Origin of the sequence: Paenarthrobacter aurescens (assembly GCF_025421775.1) — a bacterium.
GTDB classification, from domain to species: Bacteria; Actinomycetota; Actinomycetes; order Actinomycetales; family Micrococcaceae; genus Arthrobacter; species Arthrobacter aurescens_B.
In genome coordinates this window covers 327,063-352,553 of record NZ_JAOEFX010000001.1, presented here as the reverse complement: position 1 = coordinate 352,553, position 25,491 = coordinate 327,063, and the positions used below count along the sequence as shown (strand labels likewise).

At 62.6% G+C, this 25,491-nt stretch carries 25 protein-coding genes; 13 read left to right on the top strand and 12 right to left on the bottom strand.

Annotated features, from left to right (window positions below):
- Positions 1–5 precede the first annotated feature (5 nt).
- From N7568_RS01680 to tkt, 3 genes are read right to left on the bottom strand one after another with little or no spacing between them, the layout of a single operon-like run.
- On the bottom strand, positions 6–1,637 hold the full coding sequence (locus tag N7568_RS01680; RefSeq protein ID WP_261608179.1) for a glucose-6-phosphate isomerase: 1,632 nt from the start codon (positions 1,635–1,637) through the stop codon (positions 6–8).
- Between the two features lie 6 nt (positions 1,638–1,643).
- Positions 1,644–2,762, bottom strand: coding sequence for a transaldolase (gene tal / locus N7568_RS01675; RefSeq protein ID WP_261608178.1), 1,119 nt, complete (start codon positions 2,760–2,762; stop codon positions 1,644–1,646).
- Positions 2,763–2,795: 33 nt separating this feature from the next.
- Positions 2,796–4,922 (bottom strand): transketolase, encoded by a 2,127-nt coding sequence (gene tkt / locus N7568_RS01670; RefSeq protein ID WP_261608177.1) that lies wholly within the window; start codon positions 4,920–4,922, stop codon positions 2,796–2,798.
- 428 nt (positions 4,923–5,350) lie between these two features.
- Here tkt and N7568_RS01665 point away from each other — a divergent pair, with 428 nt between their 5' ends.
- The gene (locus tag N7568_RS01665) at positions 5,351–6,313 is read left to right on the top strand and encodes a heme o synthase (RefSeq protein WP_261608176.1); all 963 of its coding nucleotides are present in this window, start codon (positions 5,351–5,353) and stop codon (positions 6,311–6,313) included.
- Between the two features lie 199 nt (positions 6,314–6,512).
- On the opposite strand, the gene N7568_RS01660 is transcribed toward N7568_RS01665, so the two are convergent.
- Together N7568_RS01660 and N7568_RS01655 are read right to left on the bottom strand one after the other, a co-directional pair.
- Positions 6,513–7,061, bottom strand: coding sequence for a TOPRIM nucleotidyl transferase/hydrolase domain-containing protein (locus N7568_RS01660; RefSeq protein WP_261608175.1), 549 nt, complete (start codon positions 7,059–7,061; stop codon positions 6,513–6,515).
- Between the two features lie 530 nt (positions 7,062–7,591).
- A complete protein-coding gene (locus tag N7568_RS01655) occupies positions 7,592–7,846 on the bottom strand; it encodes a hypothetical protein (protein ID WP_261608174.1) in 255 nt (84 codons plus the stop codon).
- A 19-nt stretch (positions 7,847–7,865) separates the two neighbouring features.
- Between N7568_RS01655 and N7568_RS01650 the strand changes: the two genes are divergently transcribed.
- Genes N7568_RS01650 through N7568_RS01635 form a run of 4 tightly spaced genes read left to right on the top strand, consistent with a single transcriptional unit; the run spans position 7,866 to position 11,686 of the window.
- Entirely contained in the window at positions 7,866–8,309 is a 444-nt protein-coding gene (locus N7568_RS01650) for a hypothetical protein (protein ID WP_261608173.1), read from the top strand.
- Positions 8,288–8,569, top strand: coding sequence for a hypothetical protein (locus N7568_RS01645; protein ID WP_261608172.1), 282 nt, complete (start codon positions 8,288–8,290; stop codon positions 8,567–8,569). The genes N7568_RS01650 and N7568_RS01645 overlap by 22 nt, the downstream gene beginning before the upstream one ends.
- Positions 8,556–9,722: a peptidoglycan-binding protein gene (locus tag N7568_RS01640; RefSeq protein ID WP_261608171.1), complete on the top strand. Its 1,167-nt coding sequence runs from the start codon at positions 8,556–8,558 to the stop codon at positions 9,720–9,722. Before N7568_RS01645 ends, N7568_RS01640 begins: the two co-directional genes overlap by 14 nt.
- Complete coding sequence (locus N7568_RS01635) at positions 9,719–11,686, top strand: ABC transporter ATP-binding protein/permease (RefSeq protein ID WP_261608170.1); 1,968 nt, start codon at positions 9,719–9,721, stop codon at positions 11,684–11,686. Before N7568_RS01640 ends, N7568_RS01635 begins: the two co-directional genes overlap by 4 nt.
- Positions 11,687–11,705: 19 nt before the next feature.
- Here N7568_RS01635 and N7568_RS01630 read toward each other — a convergent pair whose 3' ends face one another.
- Genes N7568_RS01630 through N7568_RS01620 form a run of 3 tightly spaced genes read right to left on the bottom strand, consistent with a single transcriptional unit; the run spans position 11,706 to position 14,424 of the window.
- The gene (locus N7568_RS01630; RefSeq protein ID WP_261608169.1) at positions 11,706–12,650 is read right to left on the bottom strand and encodes a COX15/CtaA family protein; all 945 of its coding nucleotides are present in this window, start codon (positions 12,648–12,650) and stop codon (positions 11,706–11,708) included.
- A 47-nt stretch (positions 12,651–12,697) separates the two neighbouring features.
- Positions 12,698–13,462: an ABC transporter permease gene (locus N7568_RS01625; protein WP_261608168.1), complete on the bottom strand. Its 765-nt coding sequence runs from the start codon at positions 13,460–13,462 to the stop codon at positions 12,698–12,700.
- Positions 13,459–14,424: an ABC transporter ATP-binding protein gene (locus tag N7568_RS01620; protein WP_261608167.1), complete on the bottom strand. Its 966-nt coding sequence runs from the start codon at positions 14,422–14,424 to the stop codon at positions 13,459–13,461. The genes N7568_RS01625 and N7568_RS01620 overlap by 4 nt, the downstream gene beginning before the upstream one ends.
- A 109-nt stretch (positions 14,425–14,533) precedes the next feature.
- Between N7568_RS01620 and N7568_RS01615 the strand changes: the two genes are divergently transcribed.
- Genes N7568_RS01615 through N7568_RS01590 form a run of 6 tightly spaced genes read left to right on the top strand, consistent with a single transcriptional unit; the run spans position 14,534 to position 19,687 of the window.
- Positions 14,534–15,355, top strand: a complete 822-nt coding sequence (locus tag N7568_RS01615) for a helix-turn-helix transcriptional regulator (protein ID WP_261608166.1) — start codon at positions 14,534–14,536, stop codon at positions 15,353–15,355.
- Positions 15,355–16,818 carry a Fe-S cluster assembly protein SufB gene (sufB, locus tag N7568_RS01610; protein WP_024821032.1) on the top strand — a complete coding sequence of 488 codons (1,464 nt, stop codon included), beginning with the start codon at positions 15,355–15,357 and terminating at the stop codon, positions 16,816–16,818. The genes N7568_RS01615 and sufB overlap by 1 nt, the downstream gene beginning before the upstream one ends.
- A gap of 2 nt (positions 16,819–16,820) precedes the next feature.
- Complete coding sequence (sufD, locus tag N7568_RS01605; protein ID WP_261608165.1) at positions 16,821–18,134, top strand: Fe-S cluster assembly protein SufD; 1,314 nt, start codon at positions 16,821–16,823, stop codon at positions 18,132–18,134.
- A 21-nt stretch (positions 18,135–18,155) separates the two neighbouring features.
- Positions 18,156–18,512, top strand: coding sequence for a non-heme iron oxygenase ferredoxin subunit (locus N7568_RS01600; protein ID WP_011774794.1), 357 nt, complete (start codon positions 18,156–18,158; stop codon positions 18,510–18,512).
- Between the two features lie 43 nt (positions 18,513–18,555).
- Positions 18,556–19,341 (top strand): Fe-S cluster assembly ATPase SufC, encoded by a 786-nt coding sequence (sufC, locus tag N7568_RS01595; protein ID WP_014921882.1) that lies wholly within the window; start codon positions 18,556–18,558, stop codon positions 19,339–19,341.
- 13 nt (positions 19,342–19,354) lie between these two features.
- On the top strand, positions 19,355–19,687 hold the full coding sequence (locus tag N7568_RS01590) for a metal-sulfur cluster assembly factor (protein ID WP_159699704.1): 333 nt from the start codon (positions 19,355–19,357) through the stop codon (positions 19,685–19,687).
- An 81-nt stretch (positions 19,688–19,768) separates the two neighbouring features.
- Here the strand turns inward: N7568_RS01590 and ypfJ are convergent, their stop codons facing one another.
- Positions 19,769–20,668, bottom strand: a complete 900-nt coding sequence (gene ypfJ, locus N7568_RS01585; RefSeq protein WP_261608164.1) for a KPN_02809 family neutral zinc metallopeptidase — start codon at positions 20,666–20,668, stop codon at positions 19,769–19,771.
- Positions 20,669–20,729: 61 nt separating this feature from the next.
- Between ypfJ and N7568_RS01580 the strand changes: the two genes are divergently transcribed.
- Together N7568_RS01580 and N7568_RS01575 are read left to right on the top strand one after the other, a co-directional pair.
- The gene (locus N7568_RS01580) at positions 20,730–22,121 is read left to right on the top strand and encodes a class I adenylate-forming enzyme family protein (RefSeq protein ID WP_261608163.1); all 1,392 of its coding nucleotides are present in this window, start codon (positions 20,730–20,732) and stop codon (positions 22,119–22,121) included.
- A complete protein-coding gene (locus N7568_RS01575) occupies positions 22,093–23,316 on the top strand; it encodes a thiolase family protein (protein ID WP_261608162.1) in 1,224 nt (407 codons plus the stop codon). Before N7568_RS01580 ends, N7568_RS01575 begins: the two co-directional genes overlap by 29 nt.
- Here the strand turns inward: N7568_RS01575 and N7568_RS01570 are convergent.
- The 3 genes from N7568_RS01570 to N7568_RS01560 are packed head-to-tail and all read right to left on the bottom strand — an operon-like array spanning position 23,313 to position 25,367.
- Entirely contained in the window at positions 23,313–23,951 is a 639-nt protein-coding gene (locus N7568_RS01570) for an energy-coupling factor transporter transmembrane component T family protein (protein ID WP_261608161.1), read from the bottom strand. The genes N7568_RS01575 and N7568_RS01570 overlap by 4 nt on opposite strands.
- Positions 23,948–24,730 carry an energy-coupling factor ABC transporter ATP-binding protein gene (locus N7568_RS01565; protein WP_261608160.1) on the bottom strand — a complete coding sequence of 261 codons (783 nt, stop codon included), beginning with the start codon at positions 24,728–24,730 and terminating at the stop codon, positions 23,948–23,950. The genes N7568_RS01570 and N7568_RS01565 overlap by 4 nt, the downstream gene beginning before the upstream one ends.
- Positions 24,731–24,749: 19 nt before the next feature.
- Complete coding sequence (locus N7568_RS01560) at positions 24,750–25,367, bottom strand: biotin transporter BioY (protein ID WP_261608159.1); 618 nt, start codon at positions 25,365–25,367, stop codon at positions 24,750–24,752.
- Positions 25,368–25,491: the final 124 nt, after the last annotated feature.

Sequence of the window (25,491 nt, the reverse complement as noted above, 5' to 3'; positions counted from 1 at the left end):
GTGCCTTAGCTTTCGAGTGCGCTGGCCTGATTGGCCAAGGCAGCGACGACTTCCTGGAGCTGCGATACGCCTGCTGCACGCTCGGTGAGGTGCAGGCGCAGTACGGGGCGGCCATGGCCTTCAAGCACCTGGGCGTCGCCCGAGGCCTGTGCGGCGATGAGCTGCCCGAACGTGAACGGACGCTCAGGGATTTCGAGGTCGGTGGATGATGCTGCAGTGATCTGCAGGAACACTCCGATGGCGGGTCCACCCTTATGGAACTGGCCGGTGGAGTGGAGGAACCGCGGGCCCCAGCCGAACGTCACCGGGCGGCCGCTGACGGCTGCCAGTTCGTCACGGATACCTTCGAGCGGTGCGTGCGAAATGCGGTCGAGATAAGCCTGGACACTCAAGTAGCCGTCAGGACCAAGCTGGGCCAGGAGCGCCTGCACGGCTTCGGTGGCCGTCGACGCAGTGCCGAGCCAGTCGCCGCCACGAACTTCCACTGCACCGTCAGTGAAGGCTGCCGGTGTGGGCTCGGGGCGCGCGTCCAGGAGGCCGCGCGCAGCCACCTTGGCGGCTTCGACGTCGGGCTGGTCGAACGGGTTGATGCCCAGGAGGCGACCCGCGACTGCCGTGGCGAATTCCCAGACAAACATCTGGGAGGGCAGCCCGCCTGCGATTGCTACTTCGTTTTCGCGAAGTTCGACGTCGGCATCCGCACCAACCAGCCGCACTACCAGGACGTCGTCGGCGCCGTTGAGGGCCTCCGGGGAATCCGGGCCGGCGACGACCGGCAGAACGCCGGTGCCGAGCTTGCCGGTGGATTCGGCGATGAGCTGCTCGGCCCAGTCAGCGAAACCGACGATGCCGGAACCGTCTTCAGCGATGACGATCTTGTTGCGCAGCGGGTTGGTACCGCCAAGGGCGATGCCCAAGGCAAGGCCGATGTTGTCAGTTGAGTCCTCGTTGAGGATTTCGGCCGCCTCTTCCGCCTCGTCCAGGAAGGCCTGGATGTCGACACCGGCGAGGCCGCAGGGGACCAGGCCAAACGCCGTGAGTGCCGAGAAGCGCCCGCCGACGTTTGGATCGGCATTGAACACCGCACGGTAGCCCGCTTCGCGGGATGCCTTATCCAGCGGCGAACCCGGATCCGTGACGATGATGATGCGGCTCTTCGCATCAATTCCGGCGTCGTTGAACGCCTTCTCGAACACCCGTCGCTGGGAATCAGTCTCAACAGTAGAACCCGACTTTGAGGAAACGACGATGGCTGTCTCCGCCAGCCGGTCGCTCAAAGCAGCGCTGACCTGTTCCGGGTCCGTGCTGTCCAGCACAGTCAGCTCGACGCCGGCGGTACCGGCAATAACCTCAGGAGCCAACGAAGACCCACCCATGCCACACAGGACAATGCGTGAGACGCCTTCGGCGCGGAGGGCATCACGAAGTTCCAGAATGTCCCCAACCAGGGCCTGGGACACGGTGGCGGCCTCTACCCAGCCGAGGCGGATCGCGGCCTCGGACTCTGCGTCAGGTCCCCACAACGTGTGGTCCTTGGCAAAAATCCGGGTGGCGATCTTCTCTTCGACCAGACCGTCGAGGTGCTGGGCGATGGCCTGCTGGGCGGCACCGCTGGCGTCGTAGCTGATTGTGCTCATGGTGGGTTAGGAAGCCTTCCGTGCGGTGACGAGCGCGCCTTCGACGTCGGCGAGGAGTTCCTTCCAGGAGCCAACGAACTTCTCGAGGCCTTCGGTCTCAAGAAGGGTCACGACGTCGTTGTAGGAGACGCCGAGGGCTTCGAGGGCGTTGAGTGTCTCGTTCGCTTCGTCGTAGGTACCGGAGATGGTGTCACCGGTAACAACGCCGTGGTCGAACGTGGCATCCAGCGTCTTTTCCGGCATGGTGTTGACCACGCCGGCGGCAACGAGTTCGGTCACGTAGAGGGTGTCCGGGTAGGCCGGATCCTTCACGCCGGTGGAAGCCCACAGAGGACGCTGCGGGAGGGCGCCCGCTTCAGCCAGGACTGCCCAGCGCTCGGTGGAGAACAGCTCTTCGTACACCTGGTAGGCCAGGCGTGCGTTGGCGACGCCTGCCTTGCCCTTCAGTGCCTTGGCCTCATCGGTGCCGATGGCGTCAAGGCGCTTGTCGATTTCGGAATCAACGCGGGAGACGAAGAACGAAGCCACGGAGTGGATCTTGGAGAGGTCGTGGCCGTTTTCCTTGGCCTGCTCCAGGCCGCTCTGGAAGGCGTTGATGACCGCGCGGTAGCGCTCCAGGGAGAAGATCAGGGTCACGTTGACGCTGATGCCCTCGGCCAGGGTAGCCGTGATGGCCTCGAGGCCTTCCAGGGTTGCCGGGATCTTGATGTGGACGTTGTCCTTGTTGACCTTGGCGTAGAGGTGCTTGGCCTCGGCGATGGTGCCTTCGGTGTCCCAGGCAAGGCGGGGGTCGACCTCGATGGACACGCGGCCGTCGACGCCATTGGTTGCGGCTGCAACCGGTGCGAAAAGATCGCAGGCGTCGGCGACGTCCGTAGTGGTGATTTCGAAGATGGTCTCTTCGACGCTGGCGCCCGCTGCGGCCTGCGCTGCGATGGTGGCGTCGTAGTCCGTGCCGGAGGTGATGGCGGCGTGGAAGATGGACGGGTTGGTGGTCACACCAACAACGTTCTTTTCATCGATGAGCTTCTGCAGGGTGCCGGAATCCAGGCGGGTGCGGGAGAGGTCATCGAGCCAGATGGAAACGCCGGCGTCAGAGAGCTGCTGCGTGGGAGTTGTAGACATGTGATTTTTCTCCTGTGAGAGGGAAACAGACTGTTATGCGTTCGAGTCTGCGAGGGAGTCTTTGGCAGCGGCGGCAACGGCTTCGGCCGTGATGCCGAATTCGTTGAACAGGCGCTTGTAGTCGGCCGAGGCGCCGAAGTGCTCCAGGGAGATGGAACGACCTGCGTCGCCGACGAATTCCTTCCAGCCGAGTGCCAGGCCGGCTTCAACGGAAACACGGGCCTTCACCGATGCCGGGAGTACCGACTCACGGTAGGCCTCGTCCTGCTTGTTGAACCACTCAACGCACGGCATGGACACAACACGCGCGGCGATGCCTTCAGCCTGGAGGGCTTCGCGGGCCTGCACGGCGAGCTGGACTTCCGAGCCGGTTCCGATCAGGATGACCTGCGCGTCAACGGTTTCGCCGTCCTTGGAAGCTTCGGCCAGGACGTAACCGCCCTTGGCAACACCAGCGGTGGAACCGAACGTATCGCCGGTTGCTTCGCCTTCGCCGCGTGCGTAAGTGGGGATGTTCTGACGGGTCAGGACAATGCCGGCCGGGTTCTCGTGGTTCTCCAGCATGACCTTCCATGCCGCAGAGACCTCGTTCGCGTCGCCAGGACGGACAACATCCAGGCCCGGGATGGCACGCAGGGAAGCGAGCTGCTCCACCGGCTGGTGGGTGGGGCCGTCTTCACCCAGGCCGATGGAGTCGTGCGTCCACACGTACAGTGACGGAACACCCATCAGGGCGCCGAGACGGATTGCCGGGCGCTGGTAGTCCGAGAAGATCAGGAACGTGCCGGAGAACGCGCGGGTGCGGCCATGCAGGGAAATGCCGTTGACGATCGACGCAGCAGCGTGCTCCCGGATTCCAAAGTGCAGCACACGGCCGTACGGGTTGCCCTTCCAGGCATCCGTGGAACGCGACGTCGGGATGAACGACGGCGAACCTTCAATCGTGGTGTTGTTGGACTCGGCGAGGTCGGCAGAACCACCCCACAGTTCGGGAAGGACCGGCCCGATGGCGTTCAGGACCTTGCCCGAGGCCGCACGGGTGGAAACGTCCTTGCCGGCTTCGAAGACGGGCAGGGCAGCGTCGATGCCCACGGGGAGCTTCTTCGCTTCAACACGCTCCAGCAGCGCAGCAGCGTCGGGGTTGGCGGACTGCCATGCCTCGAAGGAGGACTGCCAGGCCGCGCGTGACTCTGCACCACGGTCCAGGACCTTGCGGGCATGTGCCAGGACTTCTTCGTCAACATCGAAGGACTTTGCAGGATCGAAGCCGAGCACGGTCTTCAAAGCCGCGACTTCCTCGGCACCCAGGGCGGAACCGTGGATCTTGCCGGTGTTCTGCTTCTTCGGCGCCGGGTACCCGATGATGGTGCGCAGCGAGATGATGGACGGCTTGTTCGTCTCTGCCTTGGCTGCCTGCAGTGCGGAGTACAGTTCCTGGACGTCTTCGACGTAGTCGCCGGTCTTGGTCCAGTCCACGCGCTGGGTGTGCCAGCCGTAGGCCTCGTAGCGCTTCAGCACGTCTTCGGTGAAGGCGATGTCGGTGTCGTCTTCGATGGAGATGTGGTTCTCGTCGTAAATCACGACGAGGTTGCCCAGTTCCTGGTGCCCGGCCAGCGAGGACGCCTCGGAGGTGACGCCTTCCTGCAGATCGCCGTCGGAAGCGATGACCCAGATGGTGTGGTCGAACGGCGACTCGCCGGCGGGAGCGTCGGCGTCGAACAGGCCGCGTTGGCGGCGCTGGGAGTAAGCGAACCCAACGGCGGACGCGAGTCCCTGGCCCAGCGGGCCGGTGGTGATTTCCACACCGGCGGTGTGCTTGTACTCGGGGTGGCCCGGGGTCAATGAACCCCAGGTGCGCAGCGCCTCAAGGTCCTTCAGTTCCAGCCCGTAACCGGAGAGGAAAAGCTGGATGTAAAGGGTCAGCGAGGTGTGGCCGGGTGACAGGACGAACCGGTCACGGCCGATCCAGTCCGGGTTCTTGGGGTCATGGCGCATCAGCTTCTGGAACAGCAGGTACGCTGCCGGAGCCAAGCTCATTGCCGTACCAGGGTGGCCGTTGCCGACCTTCTCCACGGCATCGGCGGCCAACACGCGAACGGTGTCAACAGCCTTCTTGTCCAGATCGGTCCATGACAGTTCTTGCTCTTCCAAATGTGGCACGAAAACCGAGCCCCTCTCTGTGCTGACGGCAGGCGTACGGACACGGCACGCAGGAAGCACAGGATGGCGCCCGCTGCAATGTGTCTACCAGCCGTTCACCATTGAAACGTTGATCTCTCATCCAGACGCACGGATATCCGAGAATACGGTTTCCCGGATCGTCAACGTGTGCTGATCTGCTCAACAGCTTAGCCCTAAACGTGTCATGGAACTCAGGGAATCCCACTAACTGGACAGAAATTCCCTTATATGAATCACGATGGCCCAGCGGGGGAGTGAAGATTCTGAAACATTGACGTATTTTGCGGACATCGCGCCACTTCCGGCCACGGTATGATATTTGGAGGCCACCAGCGGTTCATGCGCCCGCGTTTGCTTTCGACGACCGGGACGGCAGCCGCTGCGAGAACCCCAGAGCATAGAACAGAGTGACTGCCGCCGTGAGCACAACTGATACGCCCCTTAACGCGTCCCCGGCCCGGGGAAGCATCGGAATCTCCCGTAAGTTCAAGGCGTATCTGGCTCTGACCAAACCGCGCGTCATCGAGCTGCTCCTGGTCAGCACCCTGCCCACCATGATTTTTGCCCAGCGCGGATTCCCGTCCATCGGGCTGATTCTGGCCACGCTGGTCGGCGGCGCGTTCGCCGCGGGCAGCGCTGGCGTCTTCAACTGCTACATAGACCGCGACATCGACAAACTGATGCACCGTACCGAGAAGCGTCCGCTGGTAACCGGCGAGGTGACTCCGCGCGAGGCCCTGATCTTCGCTTGGATTCTTGGGGCGGCTTCCATCGCTATCCTCTGGTTCGGCGCCAACCCCCTTTCCGCTTGGCTGGGCCTCGGTGCGATCGTCTTCTATGTGGTCATCTACACCATGATCCTGAAGCGCCGCACCGCCCAGAACATTGTGTGGGGCGGCGCGGCGGGATGCTTCCCCGTGCTGATCGCATGGGCCGCTGTCACCAACACTGTGGAGTGGCCGGCGATCGTGCTCTTCATGGTGATCTTCCTGTGGACGCCTCCGCACTACTGGCCCCTCTCCATGCGCTACGGCGAGGATTACCGCAACGCCAAGGTGCCCATGCTGGGTGCCATCGCCGGAGCCAAGGTTGTTTCGGTGCAGGTTGTTCTCTACGCCTGGGCCATGGTTGCCTGCTCGCTCCTGATGGTGCCCGTTGGCGGTGCCGGCTGGGTCTACACCATCGTGGCTGTAGCGGCCGGCGCCTGGTTCCTCTACGAGAGCCACGCCCTGTACAAGCGCGCACAGGGTGGCGACGTCTCCAACAAGGGCGCCATGAAGGTCTTCCACGGCTCCATCAGCTACCTGACGCTGCTCTTCATCGCACTGGCCATTGACCCGTTCATTGGCTCCGCGATCGTCGGTGGCTAGGTTCCGTAGGTTTAAAGCAACAACGTTCGACGCCGGTACCCGCCACTTTGTTTTAGCGGTCAGTGCCGGCGTCGCGCTTTTCCCCTCACGCCACGGACGCTCTCTCACCTCCCGCGGGCTTGAGCCCTACGCTCTCTCACCTCCCGCGGGCTTGAGCCCTACGCTCTCTCACCTCCCGCGGGCTCCAGAGAGTCCCACATCACCCCGTAAATGATTCGATGAGACGCGCCAGCGGCGGGGGTGCTTGCCCAGCATGGAGCGCCTCGATAAGCAGGGGTGCGTAGCGGACCTTGTTGCCACTGCGCCCTCCAAAGAATCGCTGCAGTTGCGCTGTTACGGGCCGTTCGCGAAGCGATGGCTGGCGTTGTAGGAGCCGAAATGACGCCAGCTCGCCTTGAGCTTCGATGACCTCGAGCACAGCGCCGATTCCCAGGCATCGGATGAGTTCATCCTCCAGATCGGCATCACATACGTGGAACCCGCGCTCTTCCAACGGTCCGGATCCGACACCGGCGCGGATAAGCGCACGGGCTATTCCTTGGGACTCCCCGGCATCACATAGACCAAGCAGCCGGTGGTCGGCTCCCTTCGGGCCGTAGCGGTCGAGGAAGTGAACGATGCTCGTGGCGCCGCCCATCGGCACGATCTGCACACGCTCTGAAGCCAGGTCGTGGCCACATCGAAAGGCCAGGGCCTCGACCGCCAACCTGTCGCTTTCGCCCTCGACCAACACAGTCGTCGCCTGCATAGGACAAGTATGCCGGATGAGGAAATGGACCCTCCTGACGCGCTTCGATACCTAGGAGGCCCAATGCAGCACCTAGTTTCGGTCCTCCGGGCACCTAATTTCCTGTCCAAATGCCACCTAATTTGCGGAAGAGTCATCTAGGTGGTGCCGTGCGCAACCTAGTGTTCGTGATGGAACAGAGCTGTTCCATCACCGCACGAGCATTGGGGAAAACAGTGAAAGCACTCCTGCGTACAGCCGGGATTCTGACGGTTGCTTCGGCTTCGGTCTTGACCGGAATGACCGCCGCGCAAGCCGCACCGGCTTGCTCCACGGCCCGCGTATGTCTTTACGACAACTACTGGTTCACGGGGACCTCCAGGACGTTCGGTTGGGTCACGTACAACGTAGGTGTGGATGCAAACGATAAGGCGAGTTCCCTCAATGTGGGGCCGCCCACTGATCCCAACTCGCCATATGTCTATTTCTATGTTGATCAAAACTTCAGAGGCGACAGTGTTGTCTTTCGTGCTGGTAACGCTTCGAATGATCTACGCGGTCTCTATATGACTCCCACCCGGAACTGGGACGATGAAATTACGAGTGTCTGGGGTTAGTTCCTTGGAGCCCACCTTCAACACTGTGTCCACAACGGCGTTGGCGATGTTGGTGATGGCGGTGTTGATCTCCAACACCGCCTGCTCTGCCCCGTCGGCACCATCGCCCACTGAGACTCCGGCCGTAACCTTGCCCTCCGTTGATCGTTCTGCCGGAGCTGCGGCAAGGGCCTCCCTCAATGAAGTCACTGGCGAGCTGCTACTCCCCATGAGCGCGTACTGGTACTCGGATCGGGAGAACGTCATCGTCAATTCTGCCGTGGCCTCCCTCATTTTTGACTGCGTTGAAGAAGCGGGCTTCACGGTGGCTCCCTGGGGAGGCGGGGGCAAGGCCCTGCAGGACGGCAGATATGGACAATGGTCCCGGAAGTTGGCGGCGAAGAACGGTGCCCTGCCGGAGATCCGCAAAATTCCTGGTGTGATGGACGAGCAACCCGAGCGCCCTGTTCTCAGCGCGGAGCACCAGGCGGCGGAAACAAAGTGCACTAACTCCGTGGCAAGGGCCGGACTGCCCGAACTCTTGGAGGGTTTGGTTGGTGAGACTTCAGTCCAGAACCAGATCACTCGGAACGCCGTGGCGCTCACGGAGCGCGACCCCGAGTACTTGACCTTCCGGCAGGATTGGGAGAATTGCCTGGCCAAAATGGTGTGAAGCTGACCGGGCCAGGTTCGTGGAGCCTGCAGTCGAGCGGCACAAAGGAAGACGAGATACGTGTTGCCCTGCTGGAAGTTGACTGCAAGGACGCAAGCGGCGGTGCCAGGAAACCTTATGACATTCTTGCTGAGTACCAAGCAGCACAGATAAAGGACCACCAGGCCGAACTCAACGCCTTGGCGGAAGATAAGGCGGCCGCCGTGGAACGCGCCAAGCAAATACTGCGGGACCACGGCGTGGCTGATGCAAGACTCTGACCCAGTGCTGATTCGCCGCGGCATGAGGCGTATTCCGCGATGGTGGCTGATTCCTGGCGCGGTGATCGTTGTGCTGGCAGGCTTGGGTGCCGCCTACTGGGCCGGGGCGTCCACAACGGCCGTGGCGGAGCCGATGCCGCCCCTGGCCTCGGTGGTTCCGGTTTCGGCAACGGTGGAGCGCCGTGCGGTGGCCAATCAGGTGGTTCTTTCCGGAAAAGTCATTGCAGGAGCCCAGGCCACCCTTCAGGCCAGCCCTGCCGAAAGTGTTGACAGACTGGTAGTGACGGCCGTGGCAAAAGAGGCCGGGAGCGCCGTGGTTCCCGGTGAAGTGCTGGCAGTGGTCTCCGGGAGGCCGCTGCTGATACTGCCCAGCAGCGTGCCGTTGTATCGGGACATCGGCCCAGAGGACTCGGGACCGGATGTTGAAGCCCTCCAAACGGCCTTGGCGAACTTCGGGTATGCATGCACCACAACAGGAACCTTCGACCTGGCCACTCAGCAGGCACTGGGATCGTGGTACAAAGCCGCAGGGTACAAAGCCCCCGCTGCGCCCGATCCACTCCCTCAGGAGGACGCTGGTAATGCAGCACCATCGAACTCGTCGGACGTTATGTTTCGTTGGCGGGAGTTTGTCCAAGTCCCCGGCGACACCGGGACGGTAGCTTCCATCGCCGGCACCGGTTCAATCCTGGCCGAAGACGGAATCGTGGCCAGGATCAGGGTTGCTGACGACTCCATTGTTGCCCGTGCAGATGTCGTCCAATCCGAGAGTTTCGTGGTGGGCACCCCTGTCACGGTCAGGGCCGGCTCAACGGTCCTGGACACAGCGGTGGTGCGGGTCAGCAACTTCCTGGAAGGTGACCAAAGCAAGAGCGAAATCCCCGGAAAAGACATCACCGTAGCATTGCCGCCGGGGACACAGGGATTCGCCGCAGACCAGTCAGTCACCATGACTGCAGGCAGCGCAGTTGCAGAGTCCCTCGCCGTTCCCCTCATCGCGATTCGCCAGGACGGCGGGACAGCGTACCTCCTGGTTGAAGGGAACAGCGAGCCCCGACGCCTGGAGGTCAAAGTCACCGCGCAGGCAGATGGGTGGGCGGCCATCGCGGACGTGGACGGTCTGGTTGTGGGGGACCAGGTGAAGCTTCAATGAGTGCACCTGTGCCTGGCCACGAATCATCAGCGCGTGCGCAGCGCCAGCCCATCCTCAGCCTGCGAGGCGTAAACCGGGGGTTTCCCGGAACGAAGGCACTGGTGGACGTGGATCTCGACATTCATGAGGGGGAATTCGTGGCCATAGTGGGTCCCTCCGGTTCGGGAAAGTCCACGCTGCTCAACGTCCTTGGTCTTCTGGACACCCCGACATCGGGCGCTTATTGGATCAGGGGCGTGAACGTCGCGGACCTCGACGGGAGAGCGCGGGCAGACCGGCGGGCCGATGACTTTGGCTTCGTCTTTCAGGAATCACATATGGTGGGCCGTGACGCCGCGGCCCGCAACGCAGTGTTGGGGTTGCGCGCACGAGGCATAGGGCCTGAACTCCAGAAACAACTGGTCATGCCCGCTCTGAGGAAATTCGGGCTTGGGCACAGGGCGGCAACTCCGGCGTCACTATTGTCCGGGGGAGAGCGGCAACGCCTGGCCATCGCCAGGGCAGTGATCGGAGCACCGAAGGTAGTCCTCGCGGACGAGCCCACGGGCAGCCTGGACACAGACAATGGCAACATCGTCATCCGCCATCTGCGTGGGCTCAGTGATTCCGGCACCACGGTGGCCATGGTGACCCACGATCCGGACATTGCGGCCGCCGCGGACCGCATCATCACGATGCGCGATGGATCGATCGTCATGGATACAGGTGACAGCAGGCGAGCCGACACCGTTCCCGCATCATCAGCTGCAGGTCCGGGTAGCAAGCAAGGCGCCCTCGTTCGGCGCCGGCGCCACGAAACCATTGATGTTGTTGCCGACGCGCTGTCTGCGCTGACGGTTCGTCCCTCCAAGGCCCTTCTGCTGATCATGGCATTCCTCCTTGGCAGTGGCGGATTGGTTGCGGCCATCGGACTGAGCGAGAGCGCCTCTGTCAAGGTATCCGCCCGGATCGACGCAGCCGCGAGCGACGAAGTCAGGGTGACCCGCGCGGCCGGTTATGCATCATGGGAAGCCGTCAAAAGCGATCTCAAGGCATCCGTGGGACTGAACGGCGTGCACGATGCCGGAGTCATCGCCGAGCTCTCATCCTCCGTGGTACAACCATCAACGTTCCGGCCTGCGTCCTTTCCTGAACAACCCGCTTTCAACGGAGCCGTCCGGATTATCGACTCAGCGTACCTTCGACTCCAAGGGGCTACCGTCTCCTATGGTGACGTTGCCTTGCTGGACCACTCATTCGGAGGGCCCGTCGCTGTTCTGGGCCAGGATGCCGCCCAACAGCTGGGAATCGCAAAGCCCGGTCCCGGCGTCGTTGTGTGGCTGTATGGCCAGCCGGTCCCGGTGGTGGGGATTATTGATGAGCCGGGCCGTGACCCGGTTCTGCCGTCAGCGGTCATGGTGGGAGTCGGGTCCTACCCTGTGACCAGCAACGTGGCAGCCAGCCTGGTCCTTCGGACGAGGCCAGGGATGCCGGCAGCCATTGCCGAGGCACTGCCCAAGGCCCTCAACCCTGCCGAACCCGGGACTGTAGAGGTGCAAACGGTTGCCGACCTCCGGGAGCTCAAACAAGGGATCAATGCAGACCTCGGCAGGCTGGTAGCCATTGTCTCCATCATCCTGCTCGCCATGGCCTGCCTCAGTGCCGGAACCACCATGTATATGGGCGTGTTGGCGCGGTCCAGCGAGATTGCCCTGCGCCTTGCCTTGGGCATGCGGCGAGGAGTGCTGGCCTCGATGTTCCTCACTGAAGGTGCCGTGGTGGGAGCATTGGGCGGGGCAGCAGGCGCAGCAGCCGGAATGGGTGCAGTCCTGGCCTACGCATCCAGTGAAGGTTGGGTGTCAGTAATTCCTTGGTACGCGTCCACATGGGGCATAGGGGCAGGGCTCGTCAGCGGCACCCTGTCCGCCGTATTTCCGGCGATTCTGGCCATGCGGTCCAACCCGGCGCTCCTGATCCGGGCGTAGGAGCGGCTTGGGAGGTCTGCTAACGGACCGGGCTGTGCTTTGCAAGATCGGCGGCATTGGTGGCTGCACTCATGAGGACGGCTGCCCCGAACATGTGCGCGCCGACCAAGAGAGCCGGAATGCCGTTGTAGTACTGGGTGAAACCGATGACAGCCTGCAGCAATGTCACGCCCAGCAGCAGGTATGCCGCCGTTCGGAACGGACCGTCGATCTTATGGCGGAGCACCAGGTACACCGCGAACAGCGTTCCGGCGGTAATGAGGTAAGCGGGCACCGCGTGGATGTGGGAGAAGAGGTCCCAGTCGAGGTCGTTTCGGGGCGCGTCAGCGTCTCCGGCATGAGGGCCCGCGCCAGTGACCACGACACCCAGCATCACCGACACAGCCGAGAAAACGGCGACAGCCAGCATCGTCGGGCGCGCAATGGCAGGGAGGGGAGGCAACGTGCGGTTCATGAAACGTCCGGCGCGGCCGTAGGAGCGGTTGACCAGCAGCGTCGCGAAGACCACCAAAGCCATGGACACCAGGAAGTGCAGGCCCACCACCCACGGGTTGAGGCCGGACAACACCGTGATGCCGCCGATGATCGCCTGGGCCGGGATGCTTGCCAGCAGGCCCAGGGCAAGGATGAACAGGTCGCGGCGCTCTTTGCGGAGGTTCCACAAGTACACCAGCATGAGCGCGGCAACGGCTGCGAGGGCAAAGGTCAGCAGGCGGTTACCAAATTCGATGAACCCGTGGATGCCCATTTCCGGTGTATTGACCAAAGAGTCATTGGTGCATCGCGGCCAGGTGGGACAGCCCAAACCGGAAGCGGTAAGGCGGACGGCACCTCCGGTCACTACCAGGACTGTCTGCCCAATGAGTGACAGCAAAGCCAAACGGCGGACGGCCTTATTAACCTCGGTGGGCAACTTGGACGTGAACCGCTGAAGGGTTTTGGGGAGGCGCGATGCCGTGCTCACAGTTTTCTCACTTCTCAGTTCTGCATTGTTGTTGGTGCCCGGTTGTATTAGTTCCACTTGAACCAGCGGATGGCTGCGGCGCCGGCGAGTACCGTCCACAGCAGAAGGACAAGGACGGCGGGGAAAGGAACGGCGCCCATGAGGAAAGTATCGCGGAGCGCCTGGCCCAGGGCGCCCGACGGAAGGACATGGACGATGCCTTGGAGCAGGCCGGGAAGTCGCTCGGACGGCACCACTATTCCGCCCAACGCACCCAGCAGGATCCACAGCAGATTAGTGATGGCCAGCGTTGCCTCGGGGCGGACCGTGCCCGCTACCAGCAGTCCCAGGGCGGTGAAGGCGGCGGCACCGAGAACCAGCAGTCCAAGGCCAGGGAGCCAAGCCTCGGGCCGGGGCTGCCACCCCAGGAAGCCGGCGATGGCGCCCACCACAACTACCTGCAGGAAAAGGACCACCAGCACGGCAAGGATCTTGCCGGCGATGAGCCCACCCCTGCCCAGGGGGGTGGTGGACAGGAACCGGAGAACTCCGTAGCGACGGTCGAAGCCGGTAGCAATACCCTGCCCGGTAAAGGCCGTGGACATCGCGCAAAGAGCCAGGATGCCCGGTGTGGCAATGTCAACACGTGATCCCCCCAAGCCATCCAGGAGGGGAGTCACGACCAGTCCCACCAATGCCATCAAGGGCAGGACAATGGCAAGGATCAGCTGTTCGCCGTTCCGCAGCATGGTGATGGTCTCATAGCGGCCCTGCTGCATGATGCGGCGAGGCAGCGATGCGGGTCCCGCATTGGGGGAGAGCAGCTTGCTCATCGGAGGTCCCTTCCGGAAATGTCCAGGAACACGTCTTCAAGGCTACGGGCTTCCAGGCGGAGTGAGGCCGGCATGATGTTCCGTTCCGCCCACCACGCAGTCAGCGCTGCAAGGTCGTTCGGGGTGATCGCACCCGTGATGGAGTAGCTTCCCGAGCGTGTCTCGGTCAACTGGAGGCCCGGCCCCAGGGCGCCGGCAAAGTCGAGTCCGCCCGGCGCGTCGAAGTAGAGCGTCCGGTCTGTGATGGCGGAATCCGTGGCATGGTCATGCCGAAGCAGTTCCGCGACGGTGCCCTCCACTACGTTGTGGCCGCCGTCGATAATGTAGACGTAATCGGCCAGGCGCTCCGCGTCGTCCATCAGGTGGGTGGTCAGGACGATCCCCATTCCGGCGTCGCGAAGTTCGGCGATCAGCTCGAAAACCATCTGGCGCGATTGCGGATCCAGCCCTGCACTGGGCTCATCGAGGAACAGGATCTCCGGGTTGCCCACCAATGCAGCTGCCAGAGCCAGGCGTTGCTTTTGGCCGCCGGAGAGCCGGCGCACGCTGGTCCTGCTGAATTGGCTGATACCCAGCCGTTCCACCAGCGCGTCAACATCCATGGGGTTTTTGTACATCCCGGCAACGTGCCGCAACAGTGGGATGGGACGGGCCGACGGCGGGAGGCCGCCGTCCTGGAGCATGACACCGACGCGGGACCTCAAGTCGGCACCGGCCGTATCCGGGTCCGCGCCAAGCAGGGAGATGCTGCCGCCAGTTCGCTTCTGCAGGCCTTGGGCGCATTCCAGCGTGGTTGTCTTACCCGCACCGTTTGCCCCCAGCAAGGCGGTTACCTGGCCGCGTTCGGCCACGAGGGACAGTCCGCTGACCACCCGGAGCATTTTGCCGTCAAGGGTGGCCAGAGGGCCAACATCCTTAATGAGTCCGTCTATGGTGAGGACAGGGGATTCGGGTGAGCGCACCAAAGTATTCTACGTGAAGTAGTACGGTCACACTTGGCGGGCAGGCCAGGTCAGTCTTGCCTTACTGGATGCATGAAACAAATTACGACATGATTGTGTTGTGTATTCCATGAGCAGTCCACTATCCATGCCCTCAAAGCGGCATGCTGCAGCGGCAGAGGCCTATGTTGCCCCGCCTGCGCTGCCGGACGCGGATGACCGCACCAGGGACCGCGTCCTGAGCGCCGTGCTCGAGAACGGTCCGGTGAGTGCTGCGGAGCTTGGCAACCTTCTCGGCTTTACGCCGGCTGCAGTCCGCCGCCACCTTGACCATTTGGAACGCAGCGGCGTCATCGAGGTCAAACGGGTAGCAAAGGCAGGTTCAGGCGCTGGTCGCCCTGCACGCCGTTACGTCCTTAGCTCCCAGGGGCAGTCCACACTGGGCGATGACTACCTGAACATTGCCAGCTCCGCGCTCCGACGCCTCCAGGAACTGGCCGGCGAAGAGGCAGTCCGGGAATATGCGGAAGAACGCTTCTCGGACATGGAGCGGCGTTACGCCCCGGAGGTCGAAGCCGCCGGGGACGACATCACTGCCCGGGCCATGGCCCTATCCAAGGCCCTCAGCCGCGATCGCTTCGTTGCCTCAGCTCATTCCATTGAGGCCAAGGCCCCTTTGCCTGCAGCACTGTCCAGCGTCCAGCTTTGCCAGGGCCACTGCCCGATTCAGCGGCTCGCTGCGGAGTTCCCGGTGTTTTGCGATACCGAGACCAAGGTTTTCTCCCGCCTGGTAGGCGTCGATGTCCGGCGCCTTTCCACGCTCGCGCAGGGCGGACACGTTTGCACCACCCACATACCTACCGGGCGCCCGGCTGCCACGGCATCCCCAGATGCCGCAGAGCAGTCCGGGAGTCCGTACCAGGAATCAAACAACCAGCAAGAAAGGCCGTGATGACGGACCAAATAGCAGAGAAAGCGGTAGCCGAAGGCACTGTGATCTCGGAGATTCTGGAAAAGAATCCCGAACTGCACGGTATCGGAAACTACGAGTACGGCTGGGCCGACAAGAACGACGTAGGCGCAAATGCCCGTCGTGGCCTCAACGAGGAGGTCGTCCGCGATATCTCCTCGAAGAAGAACGAGCCCCAATGGATGCTCGATCTGCGGCTTAAGGGCCTGAAGTACTTCGACCGCAAGCCCATGCCTACCTGGGGTGCAGACCTCTCAGGCATCGACTTCGACAACATCAAATACTTTGTGCGTTCCACCGAGAAGCAGGCTGCAACGTGGGAAGACCTTCCGGAAGACATCCGGAACACCTACGAAAAGCTGGGCATCCCCGAAGCTGAGCGCAGCCGCCTCGTATCGGGCGTAGCAGCCCAGTACGAGTCCGAGGTTGTCTACCACCAGATCCGTGAGGACCTGGAGGCCCAGGGCGTGATCTTCCTGGATACCGACACCGCACTGCGCGAGCACCCGGAGATCTTCCAGGAGTACTTCGGCACCATCATTCCCGTAGGCGACAACAAATTCGCCTCATTGAACACGGCTGTATGGTCCGGCGGTTCGTTCGTGTACGTGCCCAAGGGCGTCCACGTGGACATCCCGCTCCAGGCCTACTTCCGCATCAACACGGAAAACATGGGCCAGTTCGAGCGCACGCTGATCATCGCCGATGAGGACTCTTACGTTCACTACATCGAAGGCTGCACGGCTCCGATCTATACCTCGGATTCCCTGCACTCGGCCGTTGTGGAGATCATCGTGAAGAAGGGCGCCCGCGTCCGCTACACGACCATCCAGAACTGGTCCACCAACGTGTACAACCTCGTCACCAAGCGTGCCATCTGCGAAGAAGGCGCCACCATGGAGTGGATCGATGGCAACATCGGTTCGAAGGTAACCATGAAGTACCCGGCTGTCTACCTCGTTGGGGAGCACGCCAAGGGTGAAACCCTGTCCATCGCTTTCGCCGGCGAAGGCCAGCACCAGGACACCGGCTCCAAGATGGTGCACATCGCACCGAACACCAAGAGCTCCATCATTTCCAAGTCCGTGGCCCGCGGCGGCGGACGTGCTGCTTACCGCGGCCTGGTCCAGGTCCGTGAAGGCGCCAAGCACTCGGCCAACACGGTCCGTTGCGATGCCCTCCTGGTGGACACCATTTCCCGCTCGGACACGTACCCGTACATCGACATCCGTGAGGATGACGTTGTCATGGGCCACGAGGCCACCGTTTCCCGCGTCAGCGAAGAGCAGCTCTTCTATCTGATGTCCCGCGGCATGCCTGAAGACGAGGCCATGGCCATGATCGTGCGCGGCTTCATTGAGCCGATTGCCCGTGAACTGCCCATGGAATACGCCCTTGAGCTGAACCGCTTGATTGAACTGCAGATGGAAGGGTCCGTCGGTTAACAATGACTGATATCACTACTGAAAAGGCGCGCATCGGCGCGCCCTCGGCCCAGCCGTTTATCAACGGCTTCACCGAGGAAGGCGAGAACCTCTCGCCCGTGAACACCGGAACGAACACCAGCACGACGTCGGAGCAGCCTTCCGCTGGTCCGCTCGCCGGCGCTTCGGCCAAGAGCCACTCGCATGGTGGCGGCGTAGGCATCCCGGACAGCTCGCGTGCCGGGCGTCTCACCTCCTATAAGATGGCCGACTTCAAGCCGTTGAACGGACTTGAGGAAGACTGGCGCTTCACCCCGCTGAAGCGGCTTCGTGGGCTGCACACCGACGTCCTTAACGGCGCGGCTCCGGCTGTCAGCGTTACCGCACCTGCCGGCGTCGTTGTTGAAACCGTTGGCCGCGATGACAAGCGCATTGGCCAGGCAGCCATCCCGGAGGACCTCGTGTCCGCCAACGCCTGGGAGAACTTTGCCGAAGCCACGGTCGTCACCGTGCCTGCCGAGTTGCAGGCCGACAGCGAAGTTTCGGTCCTGATCACCGGCGCCGGGGAGTCACCGTCTGCCCAGCACATCGTGATTGTGGCAGAGCGTTTCTCCAAGGCCGTTGTGGTCCTGGACCACCAGGGCACCGCCGTTGTCTCCGAGAACGTGGAGATCATCGTCGAGGACGGCGCTGAACTGACCGTTGTGTCCTTGCAGGAGTGGGCAGACAACGCTGTTCACGCTTCATCGCAGCAGGCAAAGATTGGCCGCGATGCCAAGTTCAAGCACATCGTGGTCAGCCTTGGCGGCGACCTCGTACGCGTCACGCCGTCCACGCGCTTCACCGCGCCGGGCGCTGACGTCGAAATGTTCGGCCTGTACTTCGCGGATGCTGGACAGCACCTTGAGCAGCGCCTCTTCGTTGACCACGCTGTGGCCAACTGCAAGTCACGCGTCCTCTACAAGGGTGCCCTGCAGGGCCGCAATGCCCACAGCGTGTGGGTTGGCGACGTCCTGATCCGTAAGGAAGCCGAAGGCACTGATACCTACGAGGCCAACCGCAACCTGGTCCTCACGGACGGTGCCCGCGCGGACTCGGTCCCGAACCTCGAAATCGAAACCGGTCTGATCGAAGGTGCAGGCCACGCCAGCGCCACCGGCCGTTTCGATGACGAGCACTTGTTCTACCTCATGGCCCGCGGCATCCCGGAAAAGGTTGCCCGCCGCCTGGTGGTCCGAGGCTTCCTCAACGAGATCATCCAGCAGATCAAGGTCCCGGCCATCGAAGATCGCCTGACCGCAGCTGTTGAGCGCGAACTCGCCGCGACCGACAACTAGGACAGGCCAGGCAGAACAACAATGAGTGAAGAAACCAAGGGCGAACTGGTATGCAACGCCAATGACATCCAGGTCAAGCAAGCGCTGCGCGTCCTGATTGATGACTATCCCGTAGCCATCGTCAAGGATTCGATGGGCGACATCCACGCCATCGCCGATACCTGCTCGCACGCGGACATCTCGTTGTCCGAGGGTGAGGTTGAAGGTTGCGCGATCGAATGCTGGGGACATGGTTCCCAGTTCGACCTCCGCAGCGGACAGCCTCTCCAGCTGCCTGCTTACGACCCCGTCCCGGTTTTCGCCGTCACCATCGACGGAGACGACGTTTACGTGGACGTGACCAACGTTGTGAACGGCGCCTCGGTAGACAACTACTGAGCGCCCAGTACCGCCAGACTTACGAACGGAAAGAAAGAAGAGCATGTCAACTCTTGAAATCAAGGACCTGCACGTCAGCATCGAGACGGAGCAGGGCACCAAGGAGATCCTGAAGGGCGTCAGCCTCACCATCAAGACCGGTGAAACGCACGCCATCATGGGCCCCAACGGCTCGGGCAAGTCAACCCTCGCCTCCACCATCGCCGGTCACCCGCGCTACAACGTCACCAGCGGCACCATCACGCTGGACGGCGAAGACGTCCTCGAGATGAGCGTCGACGAGCGCGCCCGTGCAGGCGTCTTCCTGGCCATGCAGTACCCGGTGGAAGTTCCCGGCGTCACCATGACCAACTTCCTCCGCACTGCCAAGACCGCGATCGACGGCGAAGCACCGGCCCTGCGTACCTGGACCAAGGACGTCAAGGCTGCCATGCAGCAGCTTCGCATCGACGCCGACTTCGCTCAGCGCAACGTCAACGAAGGCTTCTCCGGTGGCGAGAAGAAGCGTGTCGAAATCCTGCAGCTGGAACTCTTCAAGCCGAAGTTCGCCATCCTGGACGAGACCGACTCCGGCCTTGACGTCGACGCTCTGAAGGTTGTTTCCGAGGGCGTCAACCGTGCACACGAAGAGGGCAACATGGGCACGCTGCTCATCACCCACTACACCCGCATCCTGCGCTACATCAAGCCGGACTTCGTCCACGTGTTTGTTGACGGCAAGGTTGTTGAAGAGGGCGGCCCCGAGCTCGCCGACCGCCTCGAAGATGAAGGCTACGACCGCTACGCTCCAGGCGCCGGCGTTGCCGTTGCTCCGGCCGTACAGGCCTAGTTAGGATCGTTCCATGACCGACATCAATGTGGCGCGTACCAGCCTCGAGGACGTCGAGGAAGCGCTCAAGGACGTGATTGACCCGGAACTCGGCGTCAACATCGTGGACTTGGGCCTTCTCTACGGCCTCAAGTACTCCGATGACGACGGTGCCCTCCTGATTGACATGACACTGACCACGGCGGCGTGCCCGCTGACGGACGTGCTTGAAGAGCAGGTTGGCAAGTCCCTCGACGGAGTCGTTGACGATTGGCGCCTCAACTGGGTATGGATGCCTCCATGGGGTCCCGAGCGGATCACCGACGACGGCAAGGACCAGATGCGGGCCCTCGGCTTCAACATCTGATCAGCATTCGCCCGCTAAACGGGTAAAGGAAGGGTTCCGGGCATATCACCCGGAACCCTTCCTTTTTCGTGCCGTGATGCCTTAGGGCGCAGCCACACCAAAGGTGTCGCATTTGTTGATGTCTCCGGTGGTGTACCCCTGATAGAACCACTTCTGCCGCTGCTCACTGGAGCCGTGCGTCCAGGACTCAGGAGAGACACGACCCGTTGCCGCCTCCTGGATGCGGTCATCGCCGACGGCGGAAGCGGCGGAGAGCGCATCCTGCAGATCCTGCTCAGTCAGGGGATCAAGGAAGGGTTTACCGCTGGCGTCCGTTTGCGTCGTTGCGTGCCTGACCCACAAACCCGCATAGCAGTCAGCCTGCAGCTCCACCCTGACGGCGCCCGACTGCGGACCTTGGGGATCCTGCTGTGCCTGGTCCAGGTTTCCGAGAATATTCTGGACATGGTGTCCGAACTCGTGGGCCACCACATACTCCTGTGCCAGCGGTCCTCCGGAGGAACCAAAGCGGGTCACCAGTTCGTCGAAGAAGCCAGGGTCAAAATAGGCCGTGGTGTCCGCAGGGCAGTAGAACGGACCCACGGCGCTGGTAGCTGCACCGCACCCGGTGTTGGTGGCCTCACTGAAGATGACGGTCTTGGGCCGCGGGTACTGGACGTTGTAGTCCGCCAGGTAGTCCGGCCAGAAAGCGTTGAGACTGTTCACCGTTCCGGTGATCCGGCAGTCCAACCGTTTGTCCGCGTCAGCTCCGGTCTGGCATTCCTGGACACCGCCGGCGCCGCCACTTTCGACGGCGGGCGGCTGGGTTCCGCTGCCTGTCAGATCTCCAAGGATATTGGGATTGATGCCGAACAGTGCCAGCAGCAGCACCACGATCCCGCCGGCGATGCCACCGCCGATCTTGGTCCCGCGGCCCATTCCACTGCCACGTCGGTCCTCCACCTGGGAGGGGTCAAGCTGTGCGCCGTCATTGAAACTCATACAGTCAGAATAGACGTCACTTTTGGTGCCCGGGGCCGGACACTGCCGTAAAATTGGCTGGATGCCTTTCCTGGACAAACTTCAGCTCTGGGCCGATGAGCGCCCCCACGACACCGCCGTCGTTGTGGGCAGCAGCCGGCTCACCTGGGCCGGACTCCGCGATGCCGCAACCGCGCTGCTTGGCGACTCGGTGGACACTACTGTTCTCTCCGATCCGAACTCCAGCCACTTCGTGGAACGCTATGTGGCGGCCGTGGCGGGGGAGCGTCGTTGTGCGGTGCTGGATCCCGAATGGCCCGAACCCTTGATTGAAGAAGTCACCTGCCGGCTGGCGGGGACGGGCACTGCATCCGACGTGGAACTCGTGGATGGGGAGCCCTCCAGCACGTTCTTGATCGGCCTTACCTCCGGTACTACTTCCATACCAAAAGCATTCACGCGTTCGCGACGCTCCTGGCGGGTGTCCTTCGACGCGTCCATCGAGTTTTTTGGCCTCACGAAGGATGACCGGACCTTGGCGCCGGGACCACTTTCCGCCAGCTTGAATCTCTACGCCCTTTCGGAATGCCTCTATGCCGGAGCTGCATTCCACACGCTGGAATCCTTCGACGTTGGTGATGCCCACGCTGCCATCATCCACGACGACATCACACGGCTTGTCCTGGCACCCACCATGCTGCGGTTGCTCAGCGAGCGGGGGCTCGCCGGTGATGTGGATGCATCCGGCGTCCGAAGCATCATTTGCGCCGGTTCCAAACTGGATGCCAGGACCTTGGAGGCAGCACGGCGGTGGGCGCCCCATGCGGCTATCTACGAGTACTACGGTGCTTCCGAGTTGAGCTTCGTGTCCGGCACCCATCTGGCCGCCGGTGAAACACTGGATGCTGGTGGCACCGGGATTGGCTTGCCTTTCCCGGGCGTGGAACTAAGCATCCTCGATGATGAAGGCCGCCCCCTCCCGGACGGTCGGCACGGAAACATCAGCGTCCGCAGCGGGATGGTCAGCAATGGCTATCTGTGGGGGGATGACGGGCACGCCCTGCGGTGCCTCGACGGCTGGTACACGGTAGGGGACCAGGGCTTCCTGGACAACGGCACCCTGCACATTCTTGGCCGCCGGTCGGACATGATCATCACCTCGGGAAAGAACGTCTACCCCCATGAAGTTGAACTCGCCCTCGCTTCCGTTCCCGGCATAGAGGCTGCAGTGGCCGCCGGGGCGCCAGACGACATTCGCGGCCACAAGGTGATTGCCGGCGTCGTACCTGCCTATGGTGCCGTCACCGCAACCCAACTCCGTAGCGGGCTGGACGGTCTCCTGGCAAGGGACAAACGGCCGTTACAGTACTACCTGTTGGCGGAACTGCCCCTGACGGATCGCGGGAAGATCAGCCGGAAGGTCCTCCTCGACTGGATCAAGAACCATGATCCCCGGGCGCAACCCCTTGGCTGACGTCGATACGTCCAGCCGTCGGATCGACGAATCCCGGCAACCGGTGATTATCGCGGCCCGCCGGTCGCCGATTTGTCGTGCCCATGGCACGTTGAAACACCTACGCGCGGCCGATCTCCTGGCACCGGTCCTGGCTACGCTCCTGGATTCAGTGGATGTGGCCCCTGCCGATGTGGACGACGTCATCATCGGAAACGCCGTAGGTGGCGGCGGGAATGTGGCCAGGTTTGCCGCGCTGCAAGCCGGACTTCCCGTCACCGTACCTGGCCTGACGGTGGACCGGCAGTGTGGTTCAGGCCTTGACGCTGTTGCGTTGGCGTCGAGGTTGGTTGCCGCAGGCAGCGACACCCTGTATCTCGCCGGCGGTGTCGAGAGCATCAGTACCGCACCCGCCCGTGCCAACAGGCTCGACGACGGCGAACTCGACTTCTACTCCCGCGCCACCTTTGTGCCGCCACAGTTCGGCGACCCCGACATGGGGGTAGCTGCAGAGAACGTTGCCCGCGCGTTTGGCGTGACGCGGGAGAGGCAGGACGAGTACGCGCTCCTGAGCCACCAACGTGCGGTCGAAGCCGTCAGGGCGGGAAGCTTTGAGGGCGAAATTGTTCCCCTGAAGAGCAACGGAAAGCTGGTGGATTCCGACGACGGCCCCAAGGCTTCGCTGCGGGCATCCATGATGCCGCGGTTTCCGGCCGCGTTCGTGCCCGGCGGAACCGTCACAGCAGCGAACTCATGCTTCGACGCCGACGCAGCGTCCGCCGTCGTCATCACGTCGCTCAGGCGCGCACGCATCCTGGGTGCGCCAGACGGTTTGCTGGTACTGGGGTGCGACACCGCCGGTGTGGACCCGGAGCTCCTCGGTATCGGCGCAGCGTATGCGGCGGAGCGGCTCCTGACGAATCACTCCGTGGCCGCCAACAGCGTGGATCTGGTCGAGTTCAACGAAGCTTTCGCTTCACAGACCATTGCATGCCTGGACCACCTGGGAATCAACCCTGAGAGGGCCAACCTCGAAGGAGGCGCCCTGGCCTTGGGACACGGCTTCGGCGCATCCGGGGCTGTCCTGGTGACTCGGTTGTTGGCCCAAGCACGCAGCCGCCACGCCATCCAGGGAGACAGCCCCCTGGCTTTGGCGATGATAAGCATTGCTGGTGGCATGGGAACCGCCGCGCTGATGCAGTACTCGCGGCTCTAGTTTCCGGAAGCAGCGTCATCCGGCTCACCCAAACCCCGTGCAGCCAACGCATCGCCGGTCTGCCGGGCGTAGGCCACGGTAGTGATGAAGACCGGCAGGACGAGCGCCCTGGGATTGCGCTCCAGTCCCCGCGCACGTGCTGAGTCCCTCACGTCTGAAAAGGCGCCGGCAATAAAGGGGATGCTTCTGAGCATCACCGCGATGGTCAGGGCAAAACGTTCAGGATCGGCACCAAAACGCCGGAACGGCCTGGCGATGGCAACCACGCCGTCAAGCAGCTCCTGCACAGGAGTAGTCGCGGTGAGGACCGAGGCCGCAACAACGCACACCAGCACGTTCAGCACAATGCGGGCAGCGGTGGGTCCGCCCAGTTGCCACCACTGGAAAAGGCCGATCACTACCAGGATGGGTGTGACGATCCAGATGGCCCTCAGCAGCCGCCGGAGTCCGGCACCGCTGAGCAGGAACAGGCCACACATTATGGCAAGGATCACAAGGGAGACTGACCAGTCCACGATCAGGAATGACGCCGTTCCGCAAGCAGCGACCACAAGGAACTTCAGCCATAGGGGAGTGCGGTGGATGATCGAATTTCCACGGACGTAGTTCGCAATCAGGAAGCTGTTGCCCCTCACTTCTGCACGCCACCCAACCAGCGCTTGTCCATAGCTGCACAGTCCTCCTTAGCACTGTCCTCCGTAGCACTGTCCACCGCAGCCGCACACAACGCGCGGTAACGGGCAACGCCTTCGGCCGCGCCGCCGTCGAACACGATGCGTCCGGACTCCACCACCAAGACCCGGTCCATATCAAGCGCGAGGTCCAAGTCGTGGGTGGACATGATGACCTGCTGGTCGAGTCCGGCCAAGGTCCGCCGCAGGAGCTCCCGATTCCGAAGGTCCAGGAGGGTGGACGGTTCGTCGAGTACCAAAACGGTGGGATTAACGGCCAGGACTGCGGCCAGGGCCAGCAATTGCCTTTCGCCGCCCGATAGTTCGTAGATGCTTTGATCTGCCAGGGGCAGGAGGCCGAAGCGGTCCAGGACTGCCTCGGCGCGGGCAGCCCGCTCCTTGGAATTCCGGATGGAACGGCGAAGCGACAGCTCAACGTCTTCCCGCCCCGTAGGCATCACCAATTGTGAGAGGGGATCGGTAAAGACGAAACCCACATTGCTGCGAACACGGCGGACTGCTGCAACAGTGTCGTCGCCGTGGACCACAACGGATCCCTCGCTCGGTTCAACCAAGCCGTTCAGTAGCCGCAGAAGCGTTGACTTTCCGGAGCCGTTGGCGCCGATGACGCCGATCCGGCGCTCCGCCAGGTCAAGGGAAATGTCGCTCAGCAAAGTCTTCGGCGCGTCGCTGCCATCGACCGCGACGCGAACCGAGACCCTGCTGAAACTGATCGAATTCATGGATTGATTGTTCCCGCTTTTACTTGACCCGACGTACCAGGACGTCCGGGAAGGCCTTATGAATAGCCATCGCGATGATGACAGCCAGCACGTTCTTGAGGATATCTCCGGGGACAAACGCGAGGTCGGCGATGAAAGCCTTGGTGAAGTCCAGTTTGGCGTTGACCATCATGCCCAGGACGCCCAGCCCATGGATGATGACGATGCTGCTCACCATTGCGGCCCCAAAGAGCCAGAGCGCACGGAACTTGATCGTCCTGCGTATCACCACCCCCGCGAGGTAGCCGGTTGCTGCGGCCGCCAACGGGAACGCGATGATGTAACCGGCGGAGGGGGTCGCAAGAATGCCCAACCCGCTGCGGCCACCACTGAAGATCGGCAGTCCGGCAAAACCGAGCAGCACGTAAAGTCCGGCGGCGGCGAATCCACGGCCGGCGCCCAGCACCAGTCCGCTCAGCATCACGGTCAGGGTCACCAAGGTGATAGGCACGCCAAGGGCGCCGACCGGAATTCCGGGAACTATTGCGGAGGCTGCCACAAGGGCCGCGAAAACGGCTATAAGGCCGAGGTCGGTAGGCGACCAGCGTTTGCGGGAGGCTGCGGTCCGCAGCGCAGTGGCAGAGTCAGTGTTACTCATGACGGGTCCAATCAGGTGTGATGCGATGCGATGAAGGTTCGTGTTCCCCCGTTGATGAGAATACGGACAGCGCCGAACCCGTTTTTTGGAGCCTCTCCACAACGCAACCGCCCAGATCTTTGGT

Coding starts and splice junctions, on each gene's coding strand:
- N7568_RS01640 (WP_261608171.1), top strand. CDS start 8,556: ATGCAAGACTCTGACCCAGTGCTGATTCGCCGCGGCATGAGGCGTATT.
- sufB (WP_024821032.1), top strand. CDS start 15,355: ATGACGGACCAAATAGCAGAGAAAGCGGTAGCCGAAGGCACTGTGATC.
- N7568_RS01580 (WP_261608163.1), top strand. CDS start 20,730: ATGCCTTTCCTGGACAAACTTCAGCTCTGGGCCGATGAGCGCCCCCAC.
- N7568_RS01625 (WP_261608168.1), bottom strand. CDS start 13,462: ATGAGCAAGCTGCTCTCCCCCAATGCGGGACCCGCATCGCTGCCTCGC.
- N7568_RS01565 (WP_261608160.1), bottom strand. CDS start 24,730: ATGAATTCGATCAGTTTCAGCAGGGTCTCGGTTCGCGTCGCGGTCGAT.
- N7568_RS01660 (WP_261608175.1), bottom strand. CDS start 7,061: ATGCAGGCGACGACTGTGTTGGTCGAGGGCGAAAGCGACAGGTTGGCG.
- N7568_RS01560 (WP_261608159.1), bottom strand. CDS start 25,367: ATGAGTAACACTGACTCTGCCACTGCGCTGCGGACCGCAGCCTCCCGC.
- sufD (WP_261608165.1), top strand. CDS start 16,821: ATGACTGATATCACTACTGAAAAGGCGCGCATCGGCGCGCCCTCGGCC.
- ypfJ (WP_261608164.1), bottom strand. CDS start 20,668: ATGAGTTTCAATGACGGCGCACAGCTTGACCCCTCCCAGGTGGAGGAC.
- N7568_RS01575 (WP_261608162.1), top strand. CDS start 22,093: ATGATCCCCGGGCGCAACCCCTTGGCTGACGTCGATACGTCCAGCCGT.
- sufC (WP_014921882.1), top strand. CDS start 18,556: ATGTCAACTCTTGAAATCAAGGACCTGCACGTCAGCATCGAGACGGAG.
- N7568_RS01600 (WP_011774794.1), top strand. CDS start 18,156: ATGAGTGAAGAAACCAAGGGCGAACTGGTATGCAACGCCAATGACATC.
- tal (WP_261608178.1), bottom strand. CDS start 2,762: ATGTCTACAACTCCCACGCAGCAGCTCTCTGACGCCGGCGTTTCCATC.
- N7568_RS01650 (WP_261608173.1), top strand. CDS start 7,866: ATGAGCGCGTACTGGTACTCGGATCGGGAGAACGTCATCGTCAATTCT.
- N7568_RS01590 (WP_159699704.1), top strand. CDS start 19,355: ATGACCGACATCAATGTGGCGCGTACCAGCCTCGAGGACGTCGAGGAA.
- N7568_RS01680 (WP_261608179.1), bottom strand. CDS start 1,637: ATGAGCACAATCAGCTACGACGCCAGCGGTGCCGCCCAGCAGGCCATC.
- N7568_RS01635 (WP_261608170.1), top strand. CDS start 9,719: ATGAGTGCACCTGTGCCTGGCCACGAATCATCAGCGCGTGCGCAGCGC.
- N7568_RS01615 (WP_261608166.1), top strand. CDS start 14,534: ATGAGCAGTCCACTATCCATGCCCTCAAAGCGGCATGCTGCAGCGGCA.